General features: G+C 59.2%; 21 protein-coding genes. 7 read left to right on the forward strand and 14 right to left on the reverse strand.

All coding sequences use genetic code 11. The features are described 5' to 3' along the window. The first annotated feature begins 76 nt into the window (after positions 1–76). On the forward strand, positions 77–1,273 hold the full coding sequence (locus tag QMX93_RS11620; protein WP_282355885.1) for an AAA family ATPase: 1,197 nt from the start codon (positions 77–79) through the stop codon (positions 1,271–1,273). Positions 1,274–1,495: 222 nt separating this feature from the next. On the opposite strand, the gene QMX93_RS11625 is transcribed toward QMX93_RS11620, so the two are convergent. The 4 genes from QMX93_RS11625 to QMX93_RS11640 are packed head-to-tail and all read right to left on the reverse strand — an operon-like array spanning position 1,496 to position 4,449. Further along, complete coding sequence (locus tag QMX93_RS11625) at positions 1,496–2,368, reverse strand: transporter substrate-binding domain-containing protein (protein WP_053116498.1); 873 nt, start codon at positions 2,366–2,368, stop codon at positions 1,496–1,498. Then, complete coding sequence (locus tag QMX93_RS11630; protein WP_212550004.1) at positions 2,365–3,147, reverse strand: amino acid ABC transporter ATP-binding protein; 783 nt, start codon at positions 3,145–3,147, stop codon at positions 2,365–2,367. The genes QMX93_RS11625 and QMX93_RS11630 overlap by 4 nt, the downstream gene beginning before the upstream one ends. Further along, the gene (locus QMX93_RS11635) at positions 3,144–3,803 is read right to left on the reverse strand and encodes an amino acid ABC transporter permease (RefSeq protein ID WP_007918714.1); all 660 of its coding nucleotides are present in this window, start codon (positions 3,801–3,803) and stop codon (positions 3,144–3,146) included. The genes QMX93_RS11630 and QMX93_RS11635 overlap by 4 nt, the downstream gene beginning before the upstream one ends. After that, positions 3,784–4,449: an amino acid ABC transporter permease gene (locus QMX93_RS11640; RefSeq protein WP_053116495.1), complete on the reverse strand. Its 666-nt coding sequence runs from the start codon at positions 4,447–4,449 to the stop codon at positions 3,784–3,786. The genes QMX93_RS11635 and QMX93_RS11640 overlap by 20 nt, the downstream gene beginning before the upstream one ends. A 208-nt stretch (positions 4,450–4,657) precedes the next feature. Between QMX93_RS11640 and QMX93_RS11645 the strand changes: the two genes are divergently transcribed. After that, on the forward strand, positions 4,658–4,825 hold the full coding sequence (locus tag QMX93_RS11645; RefSeq protein ID WP_156316120.1) for a hypothetical protein: 168 nt from the start codon (positions 4,658–4,660) through the stop codon (positions 4,823–4,825). A 565-nt stretch (positions 4,826–5,390) separates the two neighbouring features. Here the strand turns inward: QMX93_RS11645 and QMX93_RS11650 are convergent. The 8 genes from QMX93_RS11650 to QMX93_RS11685 all read right to left on the reverse strand — a co-directional run bounded on the left by QMX93_RS11650 (position 5,391) and on the right by QMX93_RS11685 (position 14,280). Then, a complete protein-coding gene (locus QMX93_RS11650) occupies positions 5,391–6,188 on the reverse strand; it encodes a MetQ/NlpA family ABC transporter substrate-binding protein (RefSeq protein WP_007918708.1) in 798 nt (265 codons plus the stop codon). Positions 6,189–6,353: 165 nt separating this feature from the next. Further along, entirely contained in the window at positions 6,354–7,286 is a 933-nt protein-coding gene (locus QMX93_RS11655) for a sigma 54-interacting transcriptional regulator (RefSeq protein WP_282355896.1), read from the reverse strand. Positions 7,287–7,341: 55 nt separating this feature from the next. After that, the gene (locus tag QMX93_RS11660) at positions 7,342–7,923 is read right to left on the reverse strand and encodes an alpha/beta hydrolase (RefSeq protein ID WP_053116493.1); all 582 of its coding nucleotides are present in this window, start codon (positions 7,921–7,923) and stop codon (positions 7,342–7,344) included. A 362-nt stretch (positions 7,924–8,285) separates the two neighbouring features. Then, on the reverse strand, positions 8,286–8,687 hold the full coding sequence (locus QMX93_RS11665) for a biopolymer transporter ExbD (RefSeq protein WP_003220570.1): 402 nt from the start codon (positions 8,685–8,687) through the stop codon (positions 8,286–8,288). Position 8,688: 1 nt separating this feature from the next. After that, entirely contained in the window at positions 8,689–9,414 is a 726-nt protein-coding gene (locus tag QMX93_RS11670; RefSeq protein WP_053116492.1) for a MotA/TolQ/ExbB proton channel family protein, read from the reverse strand. Between the two features lie 45 nt (positions 9,415–9,459). Further along, positions 9,460–10,269, reverse strand: a complete 810-nt coding sequence (locus QMX93_RS11675) for an energy transducer TonB (RefSeq protein WP_159811974.1) — start codon at positions 10,267–10,269, stop codon at positions 9,460–9,462. A 283-nt stretch (positions 10,270–10,552) separates the two neighbouring features. Further along, entirely contained in the window at positions 10,553–11,896 is a 1,344-nt protein-coding gene (locus QMX93_RS11680; protein ID WP_053116490.1) for an aryl-sulfate sulfotransferase, read from the reverse strand. Between the two features lie 23 nt (positions 11,897–11,919). Next, a complete protein-coding gene (locus QMX93_RS11685; protein WP_282355904.1) occupies positions 11,920–14,280 on the reverse strand; it encodes a TonB-dependent receptor in 2,361 nt (786 codons plus the stop codon). Positions 14,281–14,445: 165 nt separating this feature from the next. Here QMX93_RS11685 and QMX93_RS11690 point away from each other — a divergent pair, with 165 nt between their 5' ends. Then, positions 14,446–15,390 carry a LysR family transcriptional regulator gene (locus QMX93_RS11690; RefSeq protein WP_282355905.1) on the forward strand — a complete coding sequence of 315 codons (945 nt, stop codon included), beginning with the start codon at positions 14,446–14,448 and terminating at the stop codon, positions 15,388–15,390. A 215-nt stretch (positions 15,391–15,605) separates the two neighbouring features. Next, the gene (locus QMX93_RS11695; protein WP_282355907.1) at positions 15,606–17,222 is read left to right on the forward strand and encodes an alkaline phosphatase family protein; all 1,617 of its coding nucleotides are present in this window, start codon (positions 15,606–15,608) and stop codon (positions 17,220–17,222) included. A 104-nt stretch (positions 17,223–17,326) separates the two neighbouring features. Here the strand turns inward: QMX93_RS11695 and QMX93_RS11700 are convergent, their stop codons facing one another. After that, positions 17,327–18,247 carry a TauD/TfdA family dioxygenase gene (locus tag QMX93_RS11700; RefSeq protein ID WP_053116486.1) on the reverse strand — a complete coding sequence of 307 codons (921 nt, stop codon included), beginning with the start codon at positions 18,245–18,247 and terminating at the stop codon, positions 17,327–17,329. A 181-nt stretch (positions 18,248–18,428) separates the two neighbouring features. On the opposite strand from QMX93_RS11700, the gene QMX93_RS11705 reads away from it, so the two are divergent. Then, positions 18,429–19,349, forward strand: a complete 921-nt coding sequence (locus tag QMX93_RS11705; RefSeq protein WP_053116485.1) for a LysR family transcriptional regulator — start codon at positions 18,429–18,431, stop codon at positions 19,347–19,349. A gap of 152 nt (positions 19,350–19,501) precedes the next feature. On the opposite strand, the gene QMX93_RS11710 is transcribed toward QMX93_RS11705, so the two are convergent. After that, a complete protein-coding gene (locus tag QMX93_RS11710) occupies positions 19,502–20,515 on the reverse strand; it encodes an ABC transporter substrate-binding protein (RefSeq protein WP_282355913.1) in 1,014 nt (337 codons plus the stop codon). A gap of 405 nt (positions 20,516–20,920) precedes the next feature. Here QMX93_RS11710 and QMX93_RS11715 point away from each other — a divergent pair, with 405 nt between their 5' ends. Both QMX93_RS11715 and QMX93_RS11720 read left to right on the forward strand, forming a co-directional pair. Continuing rightward, positions 20,921–22,519 carry an ABC transporter permease subunit gene (locus QMX93_RS11715; protein ID WP_053116483.1) on the forward strand — a complete coding sequence of 533 codons (1,599 nt, stop codon included), beginning with the start codon at positions 20,921–20,923 and terminating at the stop codon, positions 22,517–22,519. Next, on the forward strand, positions 22,516–23,331 hold the full coding sequence (locus QMX93_RS11720; RefSeq protein WP_053116482.1) for an ABC transporter ATP-binding protein: 816 nt from the start codon (positions 22,516–22,518) through the stop codon (positions 23,329–23,331). The genes QMX93_RS11715 and QMX93_RS11720 overlap by 4 nt, the downstream gene beginning before the upstream one ends. The last annotated feature ends 8 nt before the right edge of the window (positions 23,332–23,339 follow it).

Genomic DNA, 23,339 nt, shown 5'->3' on the forward strand with positions numbered 1-23,339 from the left:
GGAAAAGATCAAAAGATCGCAGCCTTCGGCAGCTCCTACAGGGGGTATTCTGCGACGGATTCGGAGGATCTCATTCATGCTCAACACCCTGGCGGTGGCCAATTACCGCTCGATCAACAAATTGGTGATTCCGCTGGGCCGGCTCAACCTGATCACCGGCCCCAATGGCAGTGGCAAGTCCAACCTCTATCGGGCCTTGCGCCTGCTGGCGGAAACCGCGCAGGGCGGTGTGGTCAATGCACTGGCGCGTGAAGGCGGACTGGATTCGACGTTCTGGGCCGGACCGGAAACCATCAGCCGGCGCATGCGCAACGGCGAGGTGCCAATCCAGTCGACGGTGCGCCAAGGCGTGAAGCGTCTGCGCCTGGGCTTTGCCGGGGAAGATTTCAGTTATTCGATCAGCCTCGGCCTGCCCGATTCCAACGGCCATTTCATGCTGCCCGAGCACTCGCGACCAATCCCTTCGCGCTTCAGCCTCGACCCGCAGATCAAGCGCGAATGCATCTGGGGCGGCCCGCATTACCGCCCTGCCAGCCTGTTGGTCGATCGTGACGGCCCGATGATTCGCGCGCGCAACGAGCGCCAATGGGATGTGCTGGCGCAGCACACGCCGAACTTCGACAGCCTGTTCGATCAGGTCGGCAGTCTGCGCAGCTCGCCGGAAGTGTTCCAGATGCGCGAGTTCATTCGTCGCTGGCGTTTTTATGATCACTTTCGCAGCGACGCCGACGCACCGGTGCGCCAACCGCAATTGGGCACGCGCACGCCGGTGCTGCACCACGACGGCCGCGATCTGGCGGCGGCGTTGCAGACCATTATTGAAATCGGTGACGGCGACGCGATGCGTGCGGCGATTACTGATGCCTTTCCGGGGGCGCGCTTGCATATCGAAGCTCAGGCGGGTGGACGCTTTGCCATCGAGTTCTATCAGGAAGGTTTGCTGCGGCCACTGTCGGCGGCGGAGTTGTCGGACGGGACGTTGCGTTATTTGTTGTTGGTCGCGGCGTTGCTGACACCGAGGCCGCCGTCGCTGATGGTGCTGAACGAGCCGGAAACCAGCCTGCACCCGGATCTGCTGCCGGCGTTGGCACGGTTGATCATTCGTGCGTCGGAGCAATGTCAGGTGTGGGTGGTGTCGCATGCGCGGCGGTTGATTTCGGCGTTGCAGGAGGATCCGGAGTGCAATTGCATTGTGCTGGAGAAGACGCTGGGGGAAACCGGGATTGTCGGGCAGAAAGTGCTGGAGACGCCGGCGTGGTATTGGCCGGATTGAGTGCTTCGGTCAAAAGCCCCTCACCCTAGCCCTCTCCCGGGGGGAGAGGGGACTGACCGAGTTGAATATTCAAGGTGCGCCGACCTGATCTTGCTGTGTTGAATCCATAATCGACTCGGTTTTTCAGGTCGATGTGTGACGCAGGACACCTCGGTCGGCCCCCTCTCCCTCCGGGAGAGGGCTGGGGTGAGGGGCAAGCCTCACCACCGACCCAACAGGCAATCACCCCTGCCACTTGCCCCCTTCAACAATCACGCTCTCAGGCTTGGTGTCATCGCTCAGTTCTTTACGCACGTATTGGTCGTACAGTTTGAGCAGATATTTCTCTTCACCCAACTTCGTCAGCTCGGTATTCACCCAGTCACGCAGTTCGATATTGCCCTTCTTCACCGCCGGTGCAATCGGCGCTTCGGCACCGAGTTTGTCCTCCAGCACGCGGTAGCCCGGGTTCTGCTTGGCCCAGCTGAACAGCACCAGATTGTCCTGCGCATAAGCATCGCCGCGACCATTTGCCAGGGCTTGCAGCGACTCAGAGTTTTTCTCGAACTTCAGCAGTTTCCAGTCCGGGTGATTCTTGGTCAGCCAGATATCCGCTGTAGTGCCAGTGGTGACGATGGTCGTGCGGGTTGCGAGATCATCGAGGTTTTTCACCGAGCTGCTTTGCGGCACCAGCGCTTGCACAGCAACCTTGAGGTTCGGGTTGGTGAATTCCACCGCTTCCTTGCGCTCAGGCGTGACGGTCATGTTGGCGAGGATCAGGTCGACCTTGTCGCTTTGCAGAAACGGAATGCGGCTCGCCGGTTCGACGGCAACGAATTCGACCTTGTTTTCATCGCCGAGCAGATCCTTGGCGAAACGGCGGCCGATGTCGGTATCGAAGCCAACATAGCGCCCGGCTTCATCGACGAAACCGAATGGCGGCTTATCGGTAAACACGCCCACGATCAGCTTGTCGCGGGCCTTGATCTTGTCCAGATAACCGGCCGGCGCGGTGCTTTCGCTGGCGACTTTCGGCTTTGGCGGTTCTTCGGTTTTGCTGCAACCGGCAAGCAAGGCGAGGCTCAATAGGGGCAGTAAAAAAGCGGCAGTTTTCATAACAGTTCCAGTTCCTTTGTCGGATTCGTTTTTGGCAGTGTTGCAACGAAGGAGAACTTCTCCAGAAACTGCTGCGCGCGTGCGGTTTGCGGGTTCGTAAAGAAAATCTCGGGCGGGGTCTGTTCAAGGATGCGCCCGGCATCCATGAACACGATGCGGTCGGCCACCGCGCGGGCGAAGGCCATTTCGTGGGTGACGATCAGCAAGGTCATGCCCTCACGGGCCAGGCCCTGAATGACCTGCAAAACTTCCTTGACCATCTCCGGATCAAGGGCGGCGGTGACTTCGTCGAAGAGCATCACCCTTGGGTTCATGCACAGCGAACGGACGATGGCGATGCGTTGCTGCTGGCCACCGGACAGCTGACGCGGAAACGCATCGCGCTTGTCCAGAAGTCCCACGCGTTCAAGCAAGGCTTCGGCTTGTTGTTGCGCTTCACGGCGCTGGCGCTTCTGCACTTTGAGCGGGCCGAGCAGCAAATTATCGAGCACGCTCATGTGCGGAAACAGGTGATAACTCTGAAACACCATGCCGATCTGCTGGCGGATATCGCGCCAGTCGGTGGCCTTGTCGAGCAACTCGCGGTCGAGAAATTTCAGGCTGCCGCTGTGGGCGACTTCGAGGCCATTGAGGCAACGCAGCAGCGTACTTTTGCCGCAGCCGCTGGGGCCGAGGATGACGATCACTTCACCGCTCTGCACTTGCAGGTCGATGCCGTTGAGCACCTGCTGCTCGCCATAGAATTTGTTGAAACCGTGAAACTCGATCAATGCACTCATGCTTGCGTCCAGCGCCGCTCCAGCACGCGCGAGGCGGCCGAGAGCGGGTAGCAGATGAAGAAGAAAAACAGGAACAGCGCGCCGTAGATCAGCACGGATTCGTAGGTGCGTTCGATGATCTGCTGGCCGACCTTGATCACATCGACCACACCGATCAGCACCGCCAGCGAACTGGTCTTGATGATTCGCGTGTAGACGTTGATAGTCGGCGGCGTCATGCGTTTCAGCGCTTGCGGCAGCAACACGTAGCCATAGAGTTGCGCGGCGTTCAGACCAATCGATAGCCCCGCTTCACGCTGCCCGCGCGGCAACGAATGCAATGCGCCGCGCGCCACTTCGCCGACCTCGCTCGCGCCCCACAGCGATAGAACCAGCACTGCGCACCAGAAACTCGGAATGCTCAGGCCAAAGAAAATCGGCAAGCCGAAGAACAACAGATACAGCCAGACCAGCACCGGGATCGCCCGGAACAGCTCCAGATACACCCGCAGAATCGCGTTCAACCACGTCACGTTCAACGTGCGCAATACACCGTACAGCACGCCGCCGACGGTGCTGATGGCGATGCTCAGAAACGAGATCGACAAGGTTTGCCCGGCGCCTTTTGCCAGTTGCGGCAACGATACCCAGAGTAATTCAAGACCCGAACTGGCCATGCTGGAGCCTCCTTTCCAGACGGCTGAGCAACAGCGACAGCGGCAAGAACAGCAGCACGCAGATCAGCGTCAGCACGGCGAGCATTTCGTAGGTTTTGTAATAGAGCGCGATGTAGCTCTTGGTGGTGTAGAGAATTTCCGGCACTGCTACCGCCGAAACCACGGTGGTTTCCTTAAGCAGGAAAATGAAATTGGCGAACAGCGACGGCAGGCTGAGGATCCCCGCTTGCGGCAGGATCACATAGCGCAGCAACTGCCCGTGCGACAGGCCGATGGAGCGTCCGGATTCCAGTTGCGCCTGCGGCACCGCATCGACGCCGGCGCGCAGCACTTCAGTCAGATAGGCGCCGCCGAGGAAAGTCATGGTGATGATCGCGGCGGTGAAACCGGACACCTGAATCCCAACTGCCGGCAAAGCGAAGTAGACGAAAAACAACTGGATCAGCAGCGGCGTGTTGCGCGCCAGTTCTACGTACAGGCCGACCAGTTTTTGCAGGTACGGCGTGCGGAACACCAGAATCGTCGCGTTGAGCAGCGCCACCACCAGCGAGGTGCCAATGGCGATGAAACCGACCTGCAGCGTCACACCCACGGCTTTGAGAAACGCGGGCAGCGTGCTGAGAATAAAAGCGTAATCGAAGGTCATGAAGCGTCCTGGACATCGCTCGGTAAGCGACGGTCGTGCAGTCCATGGACAGCGGGTGGCTGTCCGGCAGGCACTGACTTTATAGGTATAAAAACAAGAATTTAAATACCGTTAAAGCATATTGATATCACTCAAAAAACTATCCTGTCGGTTTGCCGGGAAGGAATAAGAAGGCTATTTTTCCTTGCGCTGTAGGACGGATCTTTTTTTGATTCAGGCCCTCCAAGGACGCACAGCTTTTGGTCAGACTCCTCCGGCCGAAACCAATTACAAGGAAGAAAACATGGACGTAAAAGCGCCGCAGCGGCTGGATCCGCAGGAGATTTTGAAATTGTTGGTGGCGTTGAGGCGGGCGTTGAAGGCTCAAGTGGCCTGAGAATCAAGAGCACCCTCACCCCAGCCCTCTCCCGGAGGGCGAGGGGGCTGACCGAGTTGTCTCGCGTTATGCGCCGACCTGAGAGATCGAGTCGATTATGGATTCGGTACAGCCATATCAGGGCTGCGTACCTCTACAGCATCCCCCAATCAGTCCCCTCACCACAGCCCTCTCCCGGAGGGAGAGGGGGCTGACCGAGGTGTCTCGCGTTATGCGCCGACCTGAGAGATTGAGTCGATTATAGATTCGGTACAGCCATATCAGGTCTGCGTACCTCTACAGCATCCCCCAATCAGTCCCCTCACCACAGCCCTCTCCCGGAGGGAGAGGGGGCTGACCGAGGTTTCTTTCGTCCAACATCGACCTGAAAGATCAAGTCGATTATGGATTCGGTACAGCCATATCAGGTCGGCGTACCTCTACAGCATCCCCCAATCAGTCCCCTCTCCCTCCGGGAGAGGGCTAGGGTGAGGGGCTTTTCTATCGCACACACAAAAACGCCGATGCCCATCACTGGCCATCGGCGTTTTCACACCTTGAAGGGGGTGTTCACTCAAGCGTCAGATCAGAACGCCGGCAGTACCGCGCCGTTGTACTTCTTCTCGATGAACGCTTTCACTTCCGGGCTGGTCAAGGCTTTGGCCAGTTTCTGGATCGCGTCGCTGTTCTTGTTGTCCTCACGGGCCACCAGGAAGTTCACGTACGGCGAGTCAGCGCCCTCAATCACCAACGCATCTTTCTGCGGGTTCAGCTTGGCTTCCAGCGCGTAGTTGGTGTTGATCATGTCCAGATCAACTTCCTTCAGAACGCGTGGCAGCAGGGCCGATTCCAGTTCCTTGAACTTGAAGTTGTGCGGGTTCTTGGCGATGTCTTTCGGCGTTGCCAGAGCGTTTTTCGGGTCTTTCAGCTCGATCAGGCCAGCCTTCTGCAGCAGGATCAGCGCGCGGCCGCTGTTGCTGCCTTCGTTCGGGATAGCAATGGTCGCGCCGTCTGGCAGTTCAGCCAGGGTTTTGTACTTGCTCGAGTAACCACCGAACGGTTCAACGTGCACGCCTTGCACAGTCACCAGGTACTTGGATTTGTCGTCCTTGTATTTACCCTGGTTGAAGCTGTTCAGGTACGGCAGGGTCTGGAAGTAGTTGGCGTCCAGACGCTTCTCGCCCACTTGCACGTTCGGCTGAACGTAGTCGGTGAAGACTTTGATTTCCAGATCCACGCCTTCTTTGGCGAGGGTCGGTTTGATCAGCTCAAGAATTTCAGCGTGCGGCACCGGCGTTGCGGCAACCACCAGCTTCTCGCCAGCGTTGGCCAAGGAAGCCGTCAGAGCAGCCGCCAATGCGGTAAACAACAGAACCTTTTTCATGCAGTGTCCTTATCGAAAATCGGTCGTCATCGACGACGGCATCTAATACGAGTGCCAGTGAAGTGATATCGCTGGCGTGGGTCGGACAATACCGGGATTTTATATTCCCGGACAATAACGTTTATTCACGTTGATATTCCATTTTGTTCATACAGAACAAAATGACTACAAGCCTTGGCTCAAGCCAATCAATAAATCTTTCAAGGCCTTACGCTCGGCAACGCTGCCGCCGACATTGATCTGCGCCACCAGTTTCTCGATTTGAAGCTGCGGGCCAGACACCTCGGGCAGATTCAGATGCTCCGGCAGAATCTCGTCACCAGTGCTCACCAGCAACGCAAAATGAATGACGTTTTCCAGTTCGCGGGTGTTGCCCGGCCAGCTGTGCTGTTCGAGCACGTGCTGCGCCGCTTCGCTGATCAGCGGCACCGGCAGGTCGAGGCGCTGGCTATAGATGCCGAGGAAATACTCGGCCAGCGACAAGATATCGCCGATCCGCGCGCGCAACGCCGGTAACTCGAGATGACCTTCGCTGAGATAGTGATAGAGCCGCTCGTGGAATTTTCCGGCGTCCACTGCTTGCGCCAGATCGATGCTGGTGGCCGCGACCAGGCGCACGTCCACCGGACTCGGTTGATGCGCACCGACGCGAGTGACCTCGTGGTTTTCCAGAGCCGCGAGCAATTTGATCTGAATCGGCAGCGGCAGATCGCCGATTTCATCCAGGTACAACGTCCCGCCATTGGCCGAACCGAACCACCCCGCGCGGCTGCTGGCCGAACCGCTGAACGTGCCGGCGGCATAGCCGAACAATTCGGCATCGGCGTAGGTCGGGCTGATCGCGCCGCAATTGACCGAGACGAATAAACCGCTGCGATCACTGGCGCGATGGATATGGCGGGCGAGCAATTCTTTACCGGTGCCGGTCTCGCCACGGATCAATACCGAGATCGAGCGCGGGGCCAATTGCTCCAGCTCTTCGCGCAACTGGCGTGAGCGCGGATCGACGAACACCAGCGCTTTGGCGCGGATGCTCAGGGGGCTTTTTTCTGCATCGGGAAAGGTCAGCAACGGCTGACCGAAAGTGTCGAAACTCATGGCAGACTCCCGCCCAAAACCGCCGGGAGACGGGGGCGATCAAAGAAAAAACAAATCAGGCGCGACGGCGAGCGTGGTGTTCCATACGGTTTTGCAGGCGATAGAGATAAGCAAAACCCTGCTCCCAACGCTGATGCCCGGACTTGACGTTGATGTGCCCGGCACCGGCGAGAATCCCCGCCTCGGCGCCCCAGTTGCGCGCCAGTTCCATGGCACGCGGTGCACTCACGGCCGCATCGTTGTCGGAGCTGACCACCTGGCTTGGAAACGGCAGCAGATCCGTCGGAATCGGTGCGAAATTGCGCAGCGCGGGTGCGCAGGCCGGACGTTCGACATCCGCCGGCGCGACCAGCAAGGCGCCGCGCACCTGACGCAGGTATTGCACGGGCGCAGTGGCAGCCCAATGGGCAACGGTGACGCAGCCGAGGCTGTGGGCGATGAGGATGACGGGCGTGCTGTCAGCGGCAATTGCCTCGGCCAGCGCAGCGACCCAATCTTCACGACGCGGCGTCAGCCAATCGGCCTGCTCGACCCGCGCGCTGTTCGGCAGGCTGTTCTGCCAGTGGCTTTGCCAATGATCTTCCGGCGATCCTTGCCAGCCCGGCACAATCAGATAGCGAATTGATTCGTTGCGCATGGGGAGCTCTCCTGCGTGTCTGTTCCTGAAGGAGTATAGGGAGGGGATTTATATTCGTTAAGGAATAAGAAGCTATTTATTAAGACCTGAATTGAATATGAGATTTGTGCATGGCTTGAAATCTTTTCCCCCTCACCCCAGCCCTCTCCCCCAAGGGGGCGAGGGGAAAGGGAGCCGATCTTCATGCCGTTCATATTCTGAGTTCGACTCGATATCCCACGTCGGCGTATGTCTACCAAACACTTCGATCAGTCCCCTCTCCCTCCGGGAGAGGGCTAGGGTGAGGGGCTCTTCCCTCAGTTAGAAATAAAAAAAGGGCCGCACCCTGCCAAGGAGACGGCCCCGGAAAAACGTAAAGCCTGTTACCGCGCCGTGATCACCGACAACTTGGTAATCCCTGCCCGCTCAATCGAAGCCATCGCTCGCGCCACTTCGCCGTAATTTACTCCGTCATCCGCCTGCAATTGCACGCGCACTTCCGGATCCTTGGCCTTGGCCGACTTGAGGTTGAATTCCAGCAAGTCCGGCTGAATCTCATCCTTGTTGATAAACAATTTGCCGGCGCCATCAATGCTCACCACCAGCGGATCTTTCTGCTCGACCGGCGCCACCGCCTCAGTCTTCGGCAGGTTGATCGGTATCGCGTTGGTCAGCAGCGGCGCGGTGACGATAAACACCACCAGCAGCACCAGCATTACGTCCACCAGCGGGGTCACGTTGATCTCGCTGAGTACCTCATCACTGTCTTGCGTGGAGAAGGCCATATCAGGACGCCTCCTTCACTTTTGCCGCGTTGCCCTGCGCTGCAACCTTGTGCGCGGTGGGGTGGATCAACACGCGGAACGAGCTCTTCTGCGCCAGGCTGTAGAAGTCGTGGGCGAAGTCATCGAGATCCGCCGCCGTCAGTTTCAACCGACGCAAAAAGTAGTTGTAAACCAGCACCGCCGGTACCGCGACGGCAATACCCACGCCGGTTGCAACCAGTGCCGCACCGATCGGGCCGGCGACTGTTTCCAGGCTCGCCGAGCCGGCCGCGCTGATGCCTTTCAACGCTTCCATGATTCCCCACACCGTGCCGAACAAACCAATGAACGGCGACGTACTGCCAATACTGGCGACCACCGCCAAGCCAGTTTCCAGCGAACGGCGTTCGCGGACGATCTGCTGACGCAAGGCGCGCTCCAGTCGATCCTGATGGTTGATCGCCTGGCTCAAATCCGTGGCCTGTGGCGCCTCACCCACTTGAATCGCTGCGTAACCAGCCTGCGCTACTCGCGCTGCAGCACCGGGTTGGGTCTCGCTCAATTCAGCAGCGGAATCCAGACTCGACGCCGCCCAGAAGCGTTTATGGAAACGGCGATCCTGCGCCTTCAAACGACCGAACTGCACAGCCTTGAGCAATGCCAGGCCCCAAGTGGCGACGGAAAAAACCACCAGCAGCCAGATCACCGCGCTTTCGATGGATTCCAGTGGAGATGCCAGTAACGTCATGATGTATTCCCTCGTGTAAACATTTCGCGCGAATTTGGTTTCGGTTTAATGAATCTTGAAATCGATGGGCACGCTGACCCAGCCGTCCTGGGCGACATCACCCTGCTTGGCCGGGACGAAACTCCAACGTTTCACGGCGTTCAGCGCCGCGTCGTCGAGCTGTTGCCGACCACTGCTTTTTGCTATCTGGATCTCACCCGGTTTGCCGCTGGCCAACACATGCACGCGCAGCAACACCGTGCCCTCCCAACCGCGACGCTGAGCCAGCGACGGGTATTCCGGCGCCGGGTTTTTCAAGTACGCGGCGTTGGCCGAGGCCGGGGTTACCGGAGCCGGAGCCGGTGGTGCAGGTGGCGCTGGCGCAGCGACCGGGGCGGCCGGTTTTGGCGGCGCCGGTGGTTGCTCGACGGCTTTCGGCGCCGGTTTCGGTGGCTGTTTAACCACCGGTTTCGGCTTTGGAATCGGCTTCGGCGGCGGTGGTTTTACGGCAAGCTCGTCCTCAACCGGCGGCGGTGGTTCGACCACAGGCGCTGGAGGTGGCGGCTCGACAACCGGTGGCGCTGGCGGAGCCGGGCGCGAAAATTCGATGGTCATTGGTGGAATTTCCGGCGGCACGATTGGCAGCGTCGGCGTCGGCTGCTGGTTGATCCAGTAGATCACCGCGCCATGCGCCAACAGCGCCAACACACCCAGCAGGATTGCCTCGCGCCGACTCAAGATGCCTTTGGGGGCACGCTGCAAACTTTGCTGCCCCAACGGCACACGGTGCGGCCGGCCGAGATCGACCAGTTCGCCACTCGGCGTCTGACGCCACAGCAATTCCTCTGCGCTGGCGGCGGTCTGGACATTGCCCATTGATTCACTCCCTGCGGTCTTTTTTGCGTTCTCTTTACCAAGCAGTCGATTCGCCGTTTGTTGAAGCCCCCACCGCGATCGATGGGTGAATCATTGGCTTAGACGCTTATCTCCGAAAGTAATCTTTAACGTTATCCATAGGCTTTTATGGAATATACGAGCTGATCACTTTCACCAAAGCCACGGCCCATAAGGGCTGTAGCCATGTGGTGAAAACAGCATGCTTTTCAGGCATTGAAAGTATTCGCGCAACGCATCAACAAAGACCCGATGCGCGCCTCGACTAGCGACTGGCGTTGGTCTGCTGCACGCCCACCACCGGTGCAATCACAGCGGTTTCGGAGCGCGGCGTACCCTGCGGCACCCAGTCGTAACTCACAGGTAACGCGCGATACACCCAGTTGCTGACGGCATCGCTGCCCGGGGCTTTGCCCAGATACGGGCTGACGTATTCCCAGACGTTTTCGCCGCTGGCCGTGACCTGGAAAAACCGTCCGTTCATGCCTTCATCGATCAACGTATTGCCGTTGGGCAAACGCCGCGCACTGCTAATGAACGAGCTGTAAAACGCCCACCCCGGCTGCTTCGAATTGGCGGCGCTGTACTGCCAGACGATTTCGTTTTTTACCGGATCAATTTCCAGCACTCGCGAGCCGGAAATCAGCCCGAGGGTGACGTTCGGATAACCCGCCGAACCCTGGTTGTCGAACACCAGCACATTGCCCGCGCCCGGTAGCCCGGCCGGAATGATGTGAGCGTCATGCTGACCGACAAATTGATCGACCGGACGTGGCAGCGTCCGCGCGGTTTTCGGGCTGGCCAAGGGCAGATTCGGCCCCAGACGCCAGACCACTTTGCCGCTGCTTTTTTCGATGATTGCGATGAAGTTGGCGTTGCGCGAATCGAACAGCAGATTGTCCGGATTGAAACGCTTGTCACCGGCATCGAACCACTTGTTCGGCCCGACTACGCTGAGGTTATTGATGTGCAGGTAATCCGCATCCTCGCTGCCGCGCACCAGTTTCAATTGCTCTGGGGTGAAGCCGAATTCGTTGAGATGCTCCGACGCCAGCCACTGCCATTTCACCGCACCGTCGGGGCTGACTTCATAGATCGCATCGTCGATCACCTCGGGGACTTTGAAGCCTTTGATCGGGTGCACTTTGTTCGCCAGCACCACGGTGTTGCCGTTGCTCAACCGGCGTTGATCGTGATGCTGCTGCGCCGCGCCACCGGGCGCCTTGTCGCCCCACTGCCAGACGACTTTGCCATTCCAGTCCAGTTCGCCGACGCTCTGATTGCCCAGGCCATTGCCGGCTGAACCGAGTTTGCCGGGATCCTTGTCACTGAGTTGCAGCAGGACATGCCCGCGCTCGCCGCCGACCAGTTTCGGGTCGATGATCGCGGAAGGGAAACCTGCCTGCGGCCAGTTCTTGACCTCGTTGCCGTTCATGTCGATCAGGTGCGTCTGCTTGTCGGCGCCGCTGAAAATCACGTACTGATTGAACGCTTTGTCCGGGTCGTAACGGGTGACGCCGGTCGGGTAAACGCTCGGCGCGGCGAAGGCGCCAGCGCTAAACACCGCGCCGGACAACAACAGCGGAAAAGCCGTTTTGATGCGCAACATGATGCAGCTCCTTGAATGACTTATCAGAAGTCGTAGCGACCGGTGACGCCGAGGGTTCGCGGTGTGCCGAGCAGGCCTTCATAGCCGCCGTTGCCGCCCGTCCACAGGGTCGTGTAGTAGGTTTTGTCGAAAGCGTTTTTCAGCCACAGCGAGATGTCCCACTGCCCTTGGTTGAAGTCGCCGCGCAGGCCGGTGGAAAGGTTGACCACCGCGTAACTCGGGATTTGCCCGTAGTCGGAATCCTCGACCGTGCCGACGGCTTTCGAGCGGAAGGCATAGCTGCCGGTGACGTACGGTTCGAAGCCGTTATCGAGATTCCATTTGTATTCGCCGTTGGCGTTGCCGATCCATTTCGAAGCGCCGACCACTTGGTGACCGCTGAGGTCGCAAGAGGCTGGGGCACCCGGTGCCTGGCTGATTTCCGGCGGGCACGGCGCGTCTTTGTAGGAGAGGTAGCTGACGTCGTTGAAGGAGCCGTTGAAGTTAAGGGTCAAGCCACGCAGCGGGATCACCGTGCTTTCAAACTCGACGCCGCGCGAGCGCACGGAGCCGGCGTTGGTCAGGTATTGCACGCGGTTGACGTCGTCGTAAGCGTTGGTCTGATAGGCGTTGACCTGCGTCCAGAAGACGTTGGCGTTGAGCTGCAAACGACGATCCCACAGCGTACTTTTGAAACCGAGTTCGGCGTTGTTTGCGCGTTCGGTGCCGATCAACAACGAGTCGGCGCCGGCGGCGGGTGCAGAGCCGACCGATAGGTTAACGCCACCGGATTTTTCACCGTGGGACACGGTCGCGTAACCGAGCACATCGTCGGTGATGCGATAGCTGAGGTTGAGCAAACCGGACGGGCTGGAACTGTACTGATTCAAATCGCCGGAATCGTAGGCGCCGGCACGACCGCGCCGCGCCGTTGCCGCTGCACCCGTCACCGCCGCGCCACCGACCGGCGCATCGCGAGTGACCCAGGCGTTCTTCTCTTCATAAGTGCCGCGCACACCAGCGGTGAAATCCAGGCGCTCGGTCAGATGCCAGGTGCCTTGGGCAAACAACGCAAAACTGTCGGTTTTGATATGGCCGTTGCCGACGCTGCCAATGTTGGCCAGCGCACCGGCCGGCGTGCCGTTCCAGATGTCCGCTTGCGGGCCGTAATAGGCGAAGGATTTGTTGTCCAGATCGTTGCCGAAGTAGTAGGCGCCGACGACGTAATCGAAGAACTCGCCCTTGGGCGACGCCAGGCGAAATTCCTGTGAGTACTGTTTGTCTTCTACCGAAACACCAGCGTTGTAAGTCGACGCGACGTTGAGACCATCGTCATTTTTCGGGGTGAAATTCCAGAAGCGATACGAGCTGATCGAGGTCAGGGTGAAATCGCTCGGCAGTGCCCAATTGGCTTCAACCGAGGTGCCGCCCTGATGCACGGTGACGTGTTGATCGCTGTCCAGATTGACCTTGCGGTGCGAGCCGTTGACCAACGTTGCCCCGGCCGCCGCTGCCCGCACCGAGTAAAGATTGACGCCGTTGATGGTCGGGCCGGTGTCGTACAGCACGCGGGTACCGGCGCTGGAATCCTCTTCGTTGTAGTCGCCGATCCAGCGCAGATTGAAGTCTTCGTTGGGCTTGAACAGCAACTGGGCGCGGAAGCCATCGCGCGAGCCGCCGTTCAAATCATGGCCGTTGTATTCGTTCTTGATGTCGCCGTCACTGCGTGTGCGATAGGCGGAAAAACGTCCGGCCAGCTCATCGTTGAGCGGCCCGGAAATCGTGCCTTTGGTTTGGAAATAACCGTCTTCGCCGACCGAGGTTTCAATACTGCGCTCAGGCGTGAAGGTCGGCGCGCGGGTGCTGATGTTGATCACCCCGGCGGTGGTGTTTTTGCCGAACAGCGTGCCCTGCGGCCCACGCAAAACTTCGAGCTGTTCGATGTCCATCAGATCGAACACCGCCATGCCCGGACGACCCAGATACACGTTGTCGATGTACAGCCCGACGCTGCCTTCCAGACCATCGCTCGCCGGGTTGTTGCCCAGGCCTCGGATCGACACGCTGGACTGCCGCGCATGCATGTAGGCGACGTTGACGCTCGGTACCAGTTGCTGCAAATCCTGAATCCGGTAAACCCGTTGCGTCTCCAGATTCTGGCCGCTGACCACGCTCATTGGCGTCGGTACATCCTGCGAACTTTCTTCGCGGCGGCGAGTGGTCACGGTCACGGTTTCCAGCTGCGAACTGTTGGCCGCCGGTTTGCCTGCGGGTACCGGCGTAGGGGTTTCCGTTTCGGCGGCGTAGCTGTGAGTCCAACTGGCGCTCCCTGCCAGCAACAAGGCCAGAGGCAGGCGTTTGAGCCGTCGTGGTGTTAAGGGTGACGCTAGGTTCAACGGACTCATGGCGCGGCTCCTGGTCAAAAAACACACAGACATCTTCAGTGCTGCATATTCTTTTAAGTTATTTATTTATGGATTTACAAATATTTACTGCATAAGAGATTGCCTTTATAAGGAGTCGACCTAATGCATATCCAATGCATTTCCCGGATATTTTTTATGTGAAAAATGCATATCGACTTGCGACAACTTCGTCACTTCATCGCCTTGGCTGAACAACGCAGCTTCGTCGCCGGCGCGCAGGCGGTGAACCTGTCGCAGTCGGCTTTCAGCCGTAGCATTCAGGCGCTGGAGCACAGCGTCGGCTGCCAGTTGGTCGATCGCGGGCGCAAGGAATTACCGCCGACCAAACAGGGCCAGGTGCTGCTCGAACACGCGCGGCGGCTGGTCAGTGGTGCGCAGCAAATGGCCAACGAGATCAGCCAGTTCAATGGGCTGGAGGCAGGGGAATTGCGCTTCGGTTGCGGGCCGGCGCCAGCGGCGGGTTTGATCCCGCGCGCAATTGGCAGCTTCATCGGTCGCTACCCGAAAGCGCGGGTGCAGTTTCAGGTCGATGATTGGCAGAGTTTGAGCAAACGCTTATTGAGCGAAGAGTTTGAATTCTTCGTTGCGGACACTCGGCATTTCGAGGCGGATCCGGATTATCTGACGCATCGGTTGCGCCCGCGTAAATGGCATTTCTGCTGCCGCGCGGGGCATCCGTTGGCGGCATTTGATCGAGTCACCGCCGAGCAATTGATGAGTTATCCGCTGGCGGTGAGCATCCGCCCGCCGAACCTGCGCAAGGTGATTGTCGACCTCAGCGGCCTCCCGGATTTCACCCCGAATGTGGAGTGCGAAAACAGCTCGAGTCTGCTCAGTGTGGTGCTGCGTTCGGAGGCGATCGGGATTGTCGGCGCGTATTCGGACGCCCTGCATCAGGCCAAGGGTGAGCTGGTGTGTTTGCGGGTTGAGGGTTTGGCGGATGATCTGGAGGAGCTGTATACGCGCTATGGGATTGTCAGCCGCGCGGGGTATCGGTTGTCGCCGTTGGCGGAGGCGATGATTGAGCAGATTAAGGTGATTGATGCGGTGGATGAGGAGGTGTGTTCGCTGCAGAATCTCGCCGTCTGATCGGGCCTCTTCGCGAGCAAGCTCACTCCCACTATGGGTTGTGGTGAATGCAGAATTTGTGCACAGCACCGAACCTGTGGGAGCGAGCCTGCTCGCGAAGGGGCCAGTGCAGTCTCTGATGCACTCCCTGCATAAACCCCATTCCCCAAATGCACTTGCCGAACACCCCCACCGAAAGCGAAAACCCTCGCCTGTCCCACTGACCGGTGAACCCCATGCCCACCCCGCCAAACCCCGTGCGCAACGTGCTGTACATCATGTGCGATCAACTGCGCCGCGATTACCTGTCCTGCTACGGCCACCCACATTTGCACACGCCGAACATCGATCGCCTGGCCGCCGCCGGCGTACGTTTCAGCCGCGCCTACACCCAAGGCACGATCTGCGGCCCGTCGCGGATGTCGGCCTACACCGGGCGTTACGTCAGCAGCCATCAAGTCGCCTGGAACGCCGTGCCGCTGCCGCTGGAAGAACTGACGATCGGCGATTACCTGCGCCCGCACGGCATCCGCACTGCACTGGTTGGCAAGACTCACGCAACGGCGAACGTGGATGCCTTGCAGCGTCTCGCGATCAACCCCGAGAGCGAGCAAGCCGAGATCCTCAACGAGGTCGGTTTCGAACCGTACATGCGCCACGACGGCATCTATCCCGACGATCCGCTGTTCGATGACAAACGCGAATCCGCGCCCTACACCCATTACCTGCGTGAACAGGGCTTCGACGGCAAAAATCCCTGGCACGACTGGGCCAACGCCGCCGAAGGCGACAACGGCGAAATCCTCAGCGGCTGGCAAATGCGTCATTCGAAATTGCCAGCACGAATTCCCGAGCAACACTCAGAGACTGTCTACACTACAAATCGAGCCATCGACTTCATCACCGAGCAAGGCGAGAAATCGTGGTGTTTACACCTTTCCTATATCAAACCGCACTGGCCATATATCGTACCAGCACCGTACCACGCCTTGTACAGTACGAAATCGATTCTCGAACCGATCCGCGCGACGCCCTCCGAAGCCAGCAAACACCCCGTATACACTGCCTTTCGCCAGCATGAGGAAAGCCTCAACTTCTCCCGCGATTCAGTACGATTGACTGTAATCCCCACGTACATGGGCCTGGTCAAGCAAGTCGATGATCAACTCGGGCGTCTGTTCGATTTTCTGCAGAGCAATGGCCGTTGGGATGACACGTTGATCGTGTTCACCAGCGATCACGGCGACTTTCTGGGCGATCACTGGCTTGGCGAGAAGGAGTTTTTGCTGGAGCAAGCGGTGGGCGTGCCATTGATCGTGCGCGACCCTCGGGCGGCGGCGGATGTCACGCGCGGCACGGTGGATGATCGGTTGGCGGAAACCATTGATGCGTTGCCGACGTTTCTTCAAGCGCTGGGATTGCCGGCGGCGGAGCATCGACTTGAGGGTCGTTCGTTGATCCCGCTTCTGCACGGAGAGAATCCGGACTGGCGCCGCTATGCGATCAGCGAATACGACTACGCGTTTCAGGCGCCGGCACGTGAGCGTCTGGGCCAGCCGATCGATCGTTGCCGCATGACCATGGTGCGCAGCGAACGCTGGAAATACCTGGCGTACGACGGCTTTCGGCCGCAGTTGTTTGATTTGCTGAATGATCCGCAGGAGCTGCGTGATTTGGGCGACGATCCGGAATTCGCGGCGGTGCGCGAGGAGCATGCGGGGTATCTGTTTGAGTGGGTGCGGGGGTTGAAGCGGCGCACGACGATTAGCCATCAGGAGATTGATGGGCGTGGCCAGCGGTTTCGCTACGGTGAGCCGGAATCCGAGAAAGTCGTTCAGATCGGGGTTTGGTGATTCCGGTAGGAGCTACGGCACGCTGCGATCTTTTGATCCTGATCTTCAAATCAAAAGATCGCAGCCTCGTTTCACTCGACAGCTCCTACAGGTATCGAGCTCGATCAGACGCCGACGATGTCCGCGCCTTTGATAGTCTGGCTACGCTGCCCGTTCGCCCCCACCGGCACCTCACCCTTCAACGTCACCCGACGCACCACCCGATCCTGAGTCCCGTAATCATCAATCGCATAATGCTGCGTCGAACGGTTATCCCAGATCGCCACATCACCCGCCTTCCAGCGCCAGCGCACTGTGTTTTCCTGACGGATCACATGGCTCTGCAAAAGCCCAAACAAATGCGCCGAATCAGCCTGCGAGTAGCCTTTGATGCGTTTAACGAAATGCCCCAACAACAAGCTCTTCTCGCCGCTGATCGGGTGCACGCGCACCACCGGGTGCTCAGTCTCGTAAACAGTCGATGTGAAAACCTTGCGATAGCGCTCCAGCTTCTCTGCCGACACGTCCGGTTTCGCACTGGCGTAGTCGTACTCGTTGCTGTGCACGGCGACCAGTTTATCGGCCAGTTCACGCAGTTCGGTCGGAAGGCCGTTGTACGCCGTCGCGGTGTTGGCCCACAGGGTGTCGCCACCGAATGCCGGGGCCACCACTGAGCGCAGGATCGAGGCTTTCGGATAGGCGTCGACGAAGGTCACGTCGGTGTGCCAGGAGTTGGCGCGCTGACCTTCAGCGCCGTCCAGTTCGAGCAGATAACGCGTGCCTTCACGGGACGGCACGGTCGGATGCGCCACTGGTTCGCCGAGCAAATGAGCAAAGGCTTCCTGACGCTGATCGTCGAGCTGAGTCTGTTCGCGGAAGAACACGACTTTGTACTGAACCAGTGCCTGTTGAATGGCTTCGACGGTGGCGGCGTCCAGTTCACCGGACAAGTGCACGCCACGAATCTCGGCGCCGATACGACCGGCCACCGGGTGAATTTCCAGCGCGTGGACAGCGGGTTTTACTGCGAGTGCGGCATTGCTCATGGGTAGACCCTCATCGACTGCTTACGGTTGGGTGGCAGCGAAACATTGCTCTATCTATATTCCATTTACATCTAATAGATATTCACATGCTTCGTTGACGGAATAAGAGCTTGCATTTAAAACCTCTAGCAACCCTCGTCGCAAATGCCTTCGAGCTATTTTTAGGATGCCGGAAAAGCATATGGATCTTCGCCAGTTGCGCTACTTCATCGCCCTCAACGAACACCGCAGTTTTGTCCGTGCGGCGGACGCGATGGGCATCACTCAACCGGCGTTCAGCCGCAGCATTCAAGGGCTGGAGCAAGAATTCGGCTGCGTGCTGGTGGATCGCGGCAACAAGGATTTACGCCCCACCCCCGAAGGCCAAGTGGTGCTGCAACACGCCCTGAGCCTGGTACAAGGCGCGGCGATGCTCAGCGCGGAAGTGACGCAGATGACCAAGCTTGATGCCGGCGAAGTGCACTTCGGTTGCGGCCCGGCGCCGGCGGTGAAACTGGTGCCGGATGCAGTGGCGCAATTCATCAATGCGCACCCGAAAGTGCGCACCTGTTTTCAGGTGGATAACTGGGAAAAACTCAGCCGCGCGCTGAGCCGTGAAGAGATCGAATTCTTCATCGCCGACATTCGTCATTTCGAGGCGGATCCGAACTTTCAGACGCAAGCACTGACGCCCAAGCGCGGAGTGTTTTTTTGCCGTCCGGGACATCCGCTATTGGCCAAGGAAAGCCTGTCGACCAACGACATGTTCGACTACCCGCTGGCGACCACGCGGATCCCGCCGGGCATTCGTAAATTGCTGGCGAATCTCAGCGGCAGGATCGATTTTTCGCCGACCATCGAGACCGAGCATTTTCCGGCGCTGGTGAAAGTGGTGCTGCAATCGAATGCGATTGGCGTCGGTACGGAAGAGGCGTTTGTCGAGGACATTGCCAAGGGTTCGCTGGTGCTGCTGCACTGGCGTAATTTGCCGCAGAACCTGGAGAGCATGAATGCGCGTTGCGGGATCGTCAGCCGTACCGGGTTTCGGCTGTCACCGGCGGCGCGGGCGATGATTGAGACGCTGGTGGCGGTGGATCGAGAGGAACATCGCGTCGCTGTTTAAAGAGGATCGTTCCCACGCTCTGCGTGGGAATGTAGCCCGGGACGCTCCGCGTCCCAAAGCGGACGCAGAGCGTCCATTGATGCATTCCCACGCAGAGCGTGGGAACGATCGGTACCCCTGTAGGAGCTGCCGCAGGCTGCGATCTTTTGCTTTTAGAGCTTGGCCGCTGCCAACTCCGGCGCCACCCATTCATTGACCTTGAACGGCTTGCGAATCAGTCTCTGCTGCGCTGCCAGATCGACCTTGTCCTGCAAGCTAGCCAGGAACGCCGGATCCAGCGTCGACGGGAATACTTCGCTCAGTTTCTGATCTTTCAAATCTTCAGTGAGGATCACCGGCGGATAACTCGCCAGTCCTGACACCAACTGCACGTACGCATCCTTGTTGCTGTCCTGCGTCAGCCATTCCACGGCCTGCTGCTGCGCCTTTAACAACTTCGCCACCGCCTCCGGATGCCCATCAACAAACTTGCCGCTGCCCACCAACACCGACTGCACACTGCCGGCCCCGCCCAAATCCTTGGTGTTCAACGGCAACTCGGCCAAGCCCTTGATTTGCAATGCCGCCAACCCGGAACTGCCCCACGACGCATCAATTTGCTTCGCCGCCAGTGCGGCGGTCGCGCCGGTGAAGTCGAGGTTAATGACCTTCAGATCCTTCTCGCTCAAGCCCTGACTGGCCAGCGCCGCGTCAAACGACAACTGCGTCGCGGTGCCCTTGAAGATCGCCACACGCTTACCCTTCAGATCCTGCAAGGTCTTGATCCCGGAACCCGGCACCACGCCGAGATACTGCTTCACCCCACGTGCACCGGCATTTAGCAGCCGCGTATCGAGGCCGTTGGACTTGCCAATGATCGCCGCCAGATCCCCGAGATACGCCAGATCAACCTGACCGTTGGCAAACGCCTCATTGATCACTGGCCCCGCACCCTTGAAGAAATTCCACTGAATCTTGATGCCCTGATCGGCGAACGCCTTTTCGAAGATCTGCTGATCACGCAGCACGTCGACCACACCGCCGCCGCTGTGTTGAGTGCCGGCGCTCAGGTCGGGCACGGCGATGCGGATTTCCTTCAGCTCATCGGCCTGCGCCGTCAGCGTGAGAAAACCCGCCAGCGCCGGGGCGGCAAACAGACTGATGACACGTTTGAAAGGAAGGTTCATGGGTGCGGCTCCTTGATCAATACAGGCGTTAAGGAGCCGAAAGTAGGCCGAAGCAGCACCTACGCTTAAATACTATAAAAGCACATTTTTATAGCTTTTAACGCTAAGCGAACAACGCCGGGGCTTGCAGCGGCGTATGCATTAACAGCATCGAAAATATTCTTCGAATGCATTGGATGCGTGTGGGCTGGAAGCCTTAAATGGTCTGGCTTATCTCCAAATAGTATTGATTTGAATATTGTTAGATCATTTTTGCATGCGCCACGCAACTTGTAGGAGCAGAGCTTGCTCGCGAAGGGGCCGTGTCAGTCAACGCAACAGTCGACTGATTTAACGCCTTCGCGAGCAAGCTCTGCTCCTACAAGAGCGGTGGTTTGCCATGCAACCCGACAACGGAGGTCACCCATGGCCCGTCAATCTCTGCTCAGTTTGCCGCTGCCAGCGCCACCGCTGAAAAGCCGACGCTCCTGGCCCAGCATCAACCAACGCCTGTTGCCATGGCTGCTGCCCATCAGTCTGTTCGCTCTATGGTGGCTGGCCGCGCGCAATCAATGGATGAGCGAGCAGATCCTGCCGGCGCCATCGTTGGTGTGGAACAGCGCCGTCGAGCTGTCGCAGGGTGAGCTGTGGAGCCATTTGTGGATCAGCCTGCAACGGCTGTTCTGGGGATTGCTTGCAGGGATTTCCGCCGGTGCAGTGCTGGGTGCCGCGCTGGGTTTCAGCCGCCGTCTGGAGCGTCTGATTTTCCCGACGTTCGCCGGTCTGGCGCAGGTGCCGACGCTGGCGTGGATTCCGCTGTTCATGGTGTTTTTCGGCATCGGCGAAGTGTTGAAACTGGTGGTGCTGATCAAAGCTATCGTCGTCCCGGTGACCTTGCACACGCTGGTCGGCGTGCGTGACGCTCAGCCGAAACTGCGCGAAGCCGCTGCCGTGTTGCGATTGCCACCGCGCCTGCTGATCCGGCGATTGGTGCTGCCCGCCGCCCTGCCCGCGTTCATGGCCGGTGTGCGTTTGGCGCTGGCCGCTGGCTGGACATCGTTGCTCGCAGTCGAGTTGCTCGCCTCCAGCGAAGGCATCGGTTACCTCATGGTCTGGGCGCGCCAGCTGTTTATGCTCGACATCGTTTTCGTGTGCATCGTGGTGATCGGTTTGATCGGCGTGGCGATGGATCGCGGCATCGGTCTGCTGGATAAAAAACTGGTGCACTGGCCGCACCCGGCCACTGCGGAAATTCGTCGCGGCCCGCGCTATGAAGGCTGGCAGCGTTTGCAACCGTGGCTGCTGCCGCTGGGCTTGCTCGCGCTTTGGCAACTGGCGAACGATCAACAGTGGGTCGATCCGAATATTCTGGTGAGCCCGCTGGCCGTGCTGATTACGGCGTGGGACGGTCTGCTCGATGGCACGTTGATCAACGGCATGGCCCTGAGCCTGGGTCGCACCCTCGGCGGTTTGTTGCTGGGCGGCGGACTCGGTTTGGCCCTCGGCTTGCTGCTGGGCTTGTCACGCACCAGCGAACGTGTGCTCGGCCCGACACTCGCCGCGCTGCGCCAGATCGCGATTTTCGCCTGGGTGCCGCTGCTCACCGCGTGGTTCGGTTTGGGTGAACTGGCGAAATGGGTGTTCGTCGCCCTCGCCGCATTCTTTCCGCTGTTTATCGCCACGCAACGCAGCGTCGCCAACCTTTCGCCGCAACTCAACGAAGCCGCACAAGTGCTGCGCCTGAGCCTTGGTCAGCGCCTGCGTCGACTGGTGCTCCCCGGTGCCGCGCCGGGAATTTTCGCCGGTCTGCGCCTGAGCCTGATCTACGCCTGGCTCGGCACCATCGGCGCCGAATATTTCATGCCGTCCAACGGCGGCATCGGCAGCCAGATGATCGGCGCGCAACAACTGCTGCGCATGGATCTGATCATGGCGTGCATGCTCTTCGTCGGCCTCACCGGCGCCCTGCTCAACCTTATTGGCCAACGCCTGGAAATTCGCGCGACCCGCTGGAGACACGCATGAACGCACCCATTGTCAGCTTCACCCACGTAGGCAAATCCTTCGACGTCGACGGTTTCGAACTGGAGGCGATTCGCGAATTCAACCTGGACATCGCCGAGGGCGAATTCGTCGCCATCGTCGGTTCCAGCGGCTGCGGCAAATCCACCTTGCTGCGTTTGTTGGTGGGTCTTGATACGCAATTTCGCGGGCAGATCACCGTCGATGGCAAAGCCGTCAGCGGCATCGGCGGCGAGCGCGGCATTGTCTTCCAGGAACACCGGTTATTCCCGTGGCTGACCGTCGCCGACAACATCGGCCTCGGCCTGGTCAACGAGCCGTTGAGCGCTGCGCAAAAGCAAAAACGCATCGACGATTTCATCGATCTGGTCGGCCTGCGCGACTTCACCCGCGCCTATCCGCACCAACTCTCCGGCGGCATGGCGCAGCGCGTGGCGATTGCTCGTGGCCTCGTAGCGAGCCCACGAATTCTGCTGCTCGACGAGCCCTTCGGCGCCCTCGACGCGCTGACCCGCCAGCAGATGCAGGACGAGCTGTTGGCGATCCGCAACCGCGCGAAAATCACCACCATCCTCGTCACCCACGACGTCGAAGAAGCGATCTTCCTCGCCGACCGCGTGGTGGTGATGGAGCCGCGTCCGGGGCGGATCAAGCAAGTGGTCGACATCGCCCTGCCCCATCCGCGCCAGCGCAGCAGTTTCGACTTCCATCAGTTGCGTGAAGAACTGCTGCACGAACTGACCAGTGATGACCATTACCAACCGAGCGTGCCGGTGCAGATCCGCGATCTGCCGCTGACGTTCATTGCCTGCTGAACAGGAGT

Source organism: Pseudomonas sp. PS01303 (genome assembly GCF_029959385.1).
Lineage (GTDB): Bacteria > Pseudomonadota > Gammaproteobacteria > Pseudomonadales > Pseudomonadaceae > Aquipseudomonas > Aquipseudomonas rustica.

Coding starts and splice junctions, on each gene's coding strand:
- QMX93_RS11650 (WP_007918708.1), bottom strand. CDS start 6,188: ATGAAAAAGGTTCTGTTGTTTACCGCATTGGCGGCTGCTCTGACGGCT.
- QMX93_RS11665 (WP_003220570.1), bottom strand. CDS start 8,687: ATGGCCTTCTCCACGCAAGACAGTGATGAGGTACTCAGCGAGATCAAC.
- QMX93_RS11620 (WP_282355885.1), top strand. CDS start 77: ATGCTCAACACCCTGGCGGTGGCCAATTACCGCTCGATCAACAAATTG.
- QMX93_RS11710 (WP_282355913.1), bottom strand. CDS start 20,515: ATGAACCTTCCTTTCAAACGTGTCATCAGTCTGTTTGCCGCCCCGGCG.
- QMX93_RS11685 (WP_282355904.1), bottom strand. CDS start 14,280: ATGAGTCCGTTGAACCTAGCGTCACCCTTAACACCACGACGGCTCAAA.
- QMX93_RS11625 (WP_053116498.1), bottom strand. CDS start 2,368: ATGAAAACTGCCGCTTTTTTACTGCCCCTATTGAGCCTCGCCTTGCTT.
- QMX93_RS11715 (WP_053116483.1), top strand. CDS start 20,921: ATGGCCCGTCAATCTCTGCTCAGTTTGCCGCTGCCAGCGCCACCGCTG.
- QMX93_RS11695 (WP_282355907.1), top strand. CDS start 15,606: ATGCCCACCCCGCCAAACCCCGTGCGCAACGTGCTGTACATCATGTGC.
- QMX93_RS11670 (WP_053116492.1), bottom strand. CDS start 9,414: ATGACGTTACTGGCATCTCCACTGGAATCCATCGAAAGCGCGGTGATC.
- QMX93_RS11720 (WP_053116482.1), top strand. CDS start 22,516: ATGAACGCACCCATTGTCAGCTTCACCCACGTAGGCAAATCCTTCGAC.
- QMX93_RS11655 (WP_282355896.1), bottom strand. CDS start 7,286: ATGAGTTTCGACACTTTCGGTCAGCCGTTGCTGACCTTTCCCGATGCA.
- QMX93_RS11700 (WP_053116486.1), bottom strand. CDS start 18,247: ATGAGCAATGCCGCACTCGCAGTAAAACCCGCTGTCCACGCGCTGGAA.
- QMX93_RS11705 (WP_053116485.1), top strand. CDS start 18,429: ATGGATCTTCGCCAGTTGCGCTACTTCATCGCCCTCAACGAACACCGC.
- QMX93_RS11690 (WP_282355905.1), top strand. CDS start 14,446: ATGCATATCGACTTGCGACAACTTCGTCACTTCATCGCCTTGGCTGAA.
- QMX93_RS11660 (WP_053116493.1), bottom strand. CDS start 7,923: ATGCGCAACGAATCAATTCGCTATCTGATTGTGCCGGGCTGGCAAGGA.
- QMX93_RS11680 (WP_053116490.1), bottom strand. CDS start 11,896: ATGTTGCGCATCAAAACGGCTTTTCCGCTGTTGTTGTCCGGCGCGGTG.
- QMX93_RS11630 (WP_212550004.1), bottom strand. CDS start 3,147: ATGAGTGCATTGATCGAGTTTCACGGTTTCAACAAATTCTATGGCGAG.
- QMX93_RS11635 (WP_007918714.1), bottom strand. CDS start 3,803: ATGGCCAGTTCGGGTCTTGAATTACTCTGGGTATCGTTGCCGCAACTG.
- QMX93_RS11640 (WP_053116495.1), bottom strand. CDS start 4,449: ATGACCTTCGATTACGCTTTTATTCTCAGCACGCTGCCCGCGTTTCTC.
- QMX93_RS11675 (WP_159811974.1), bottom strand. CDS start 10,269: ATGGGCAATGTCCAGACCGCCGCCAGCGCAGAGGAATTGCTGTGGCGT.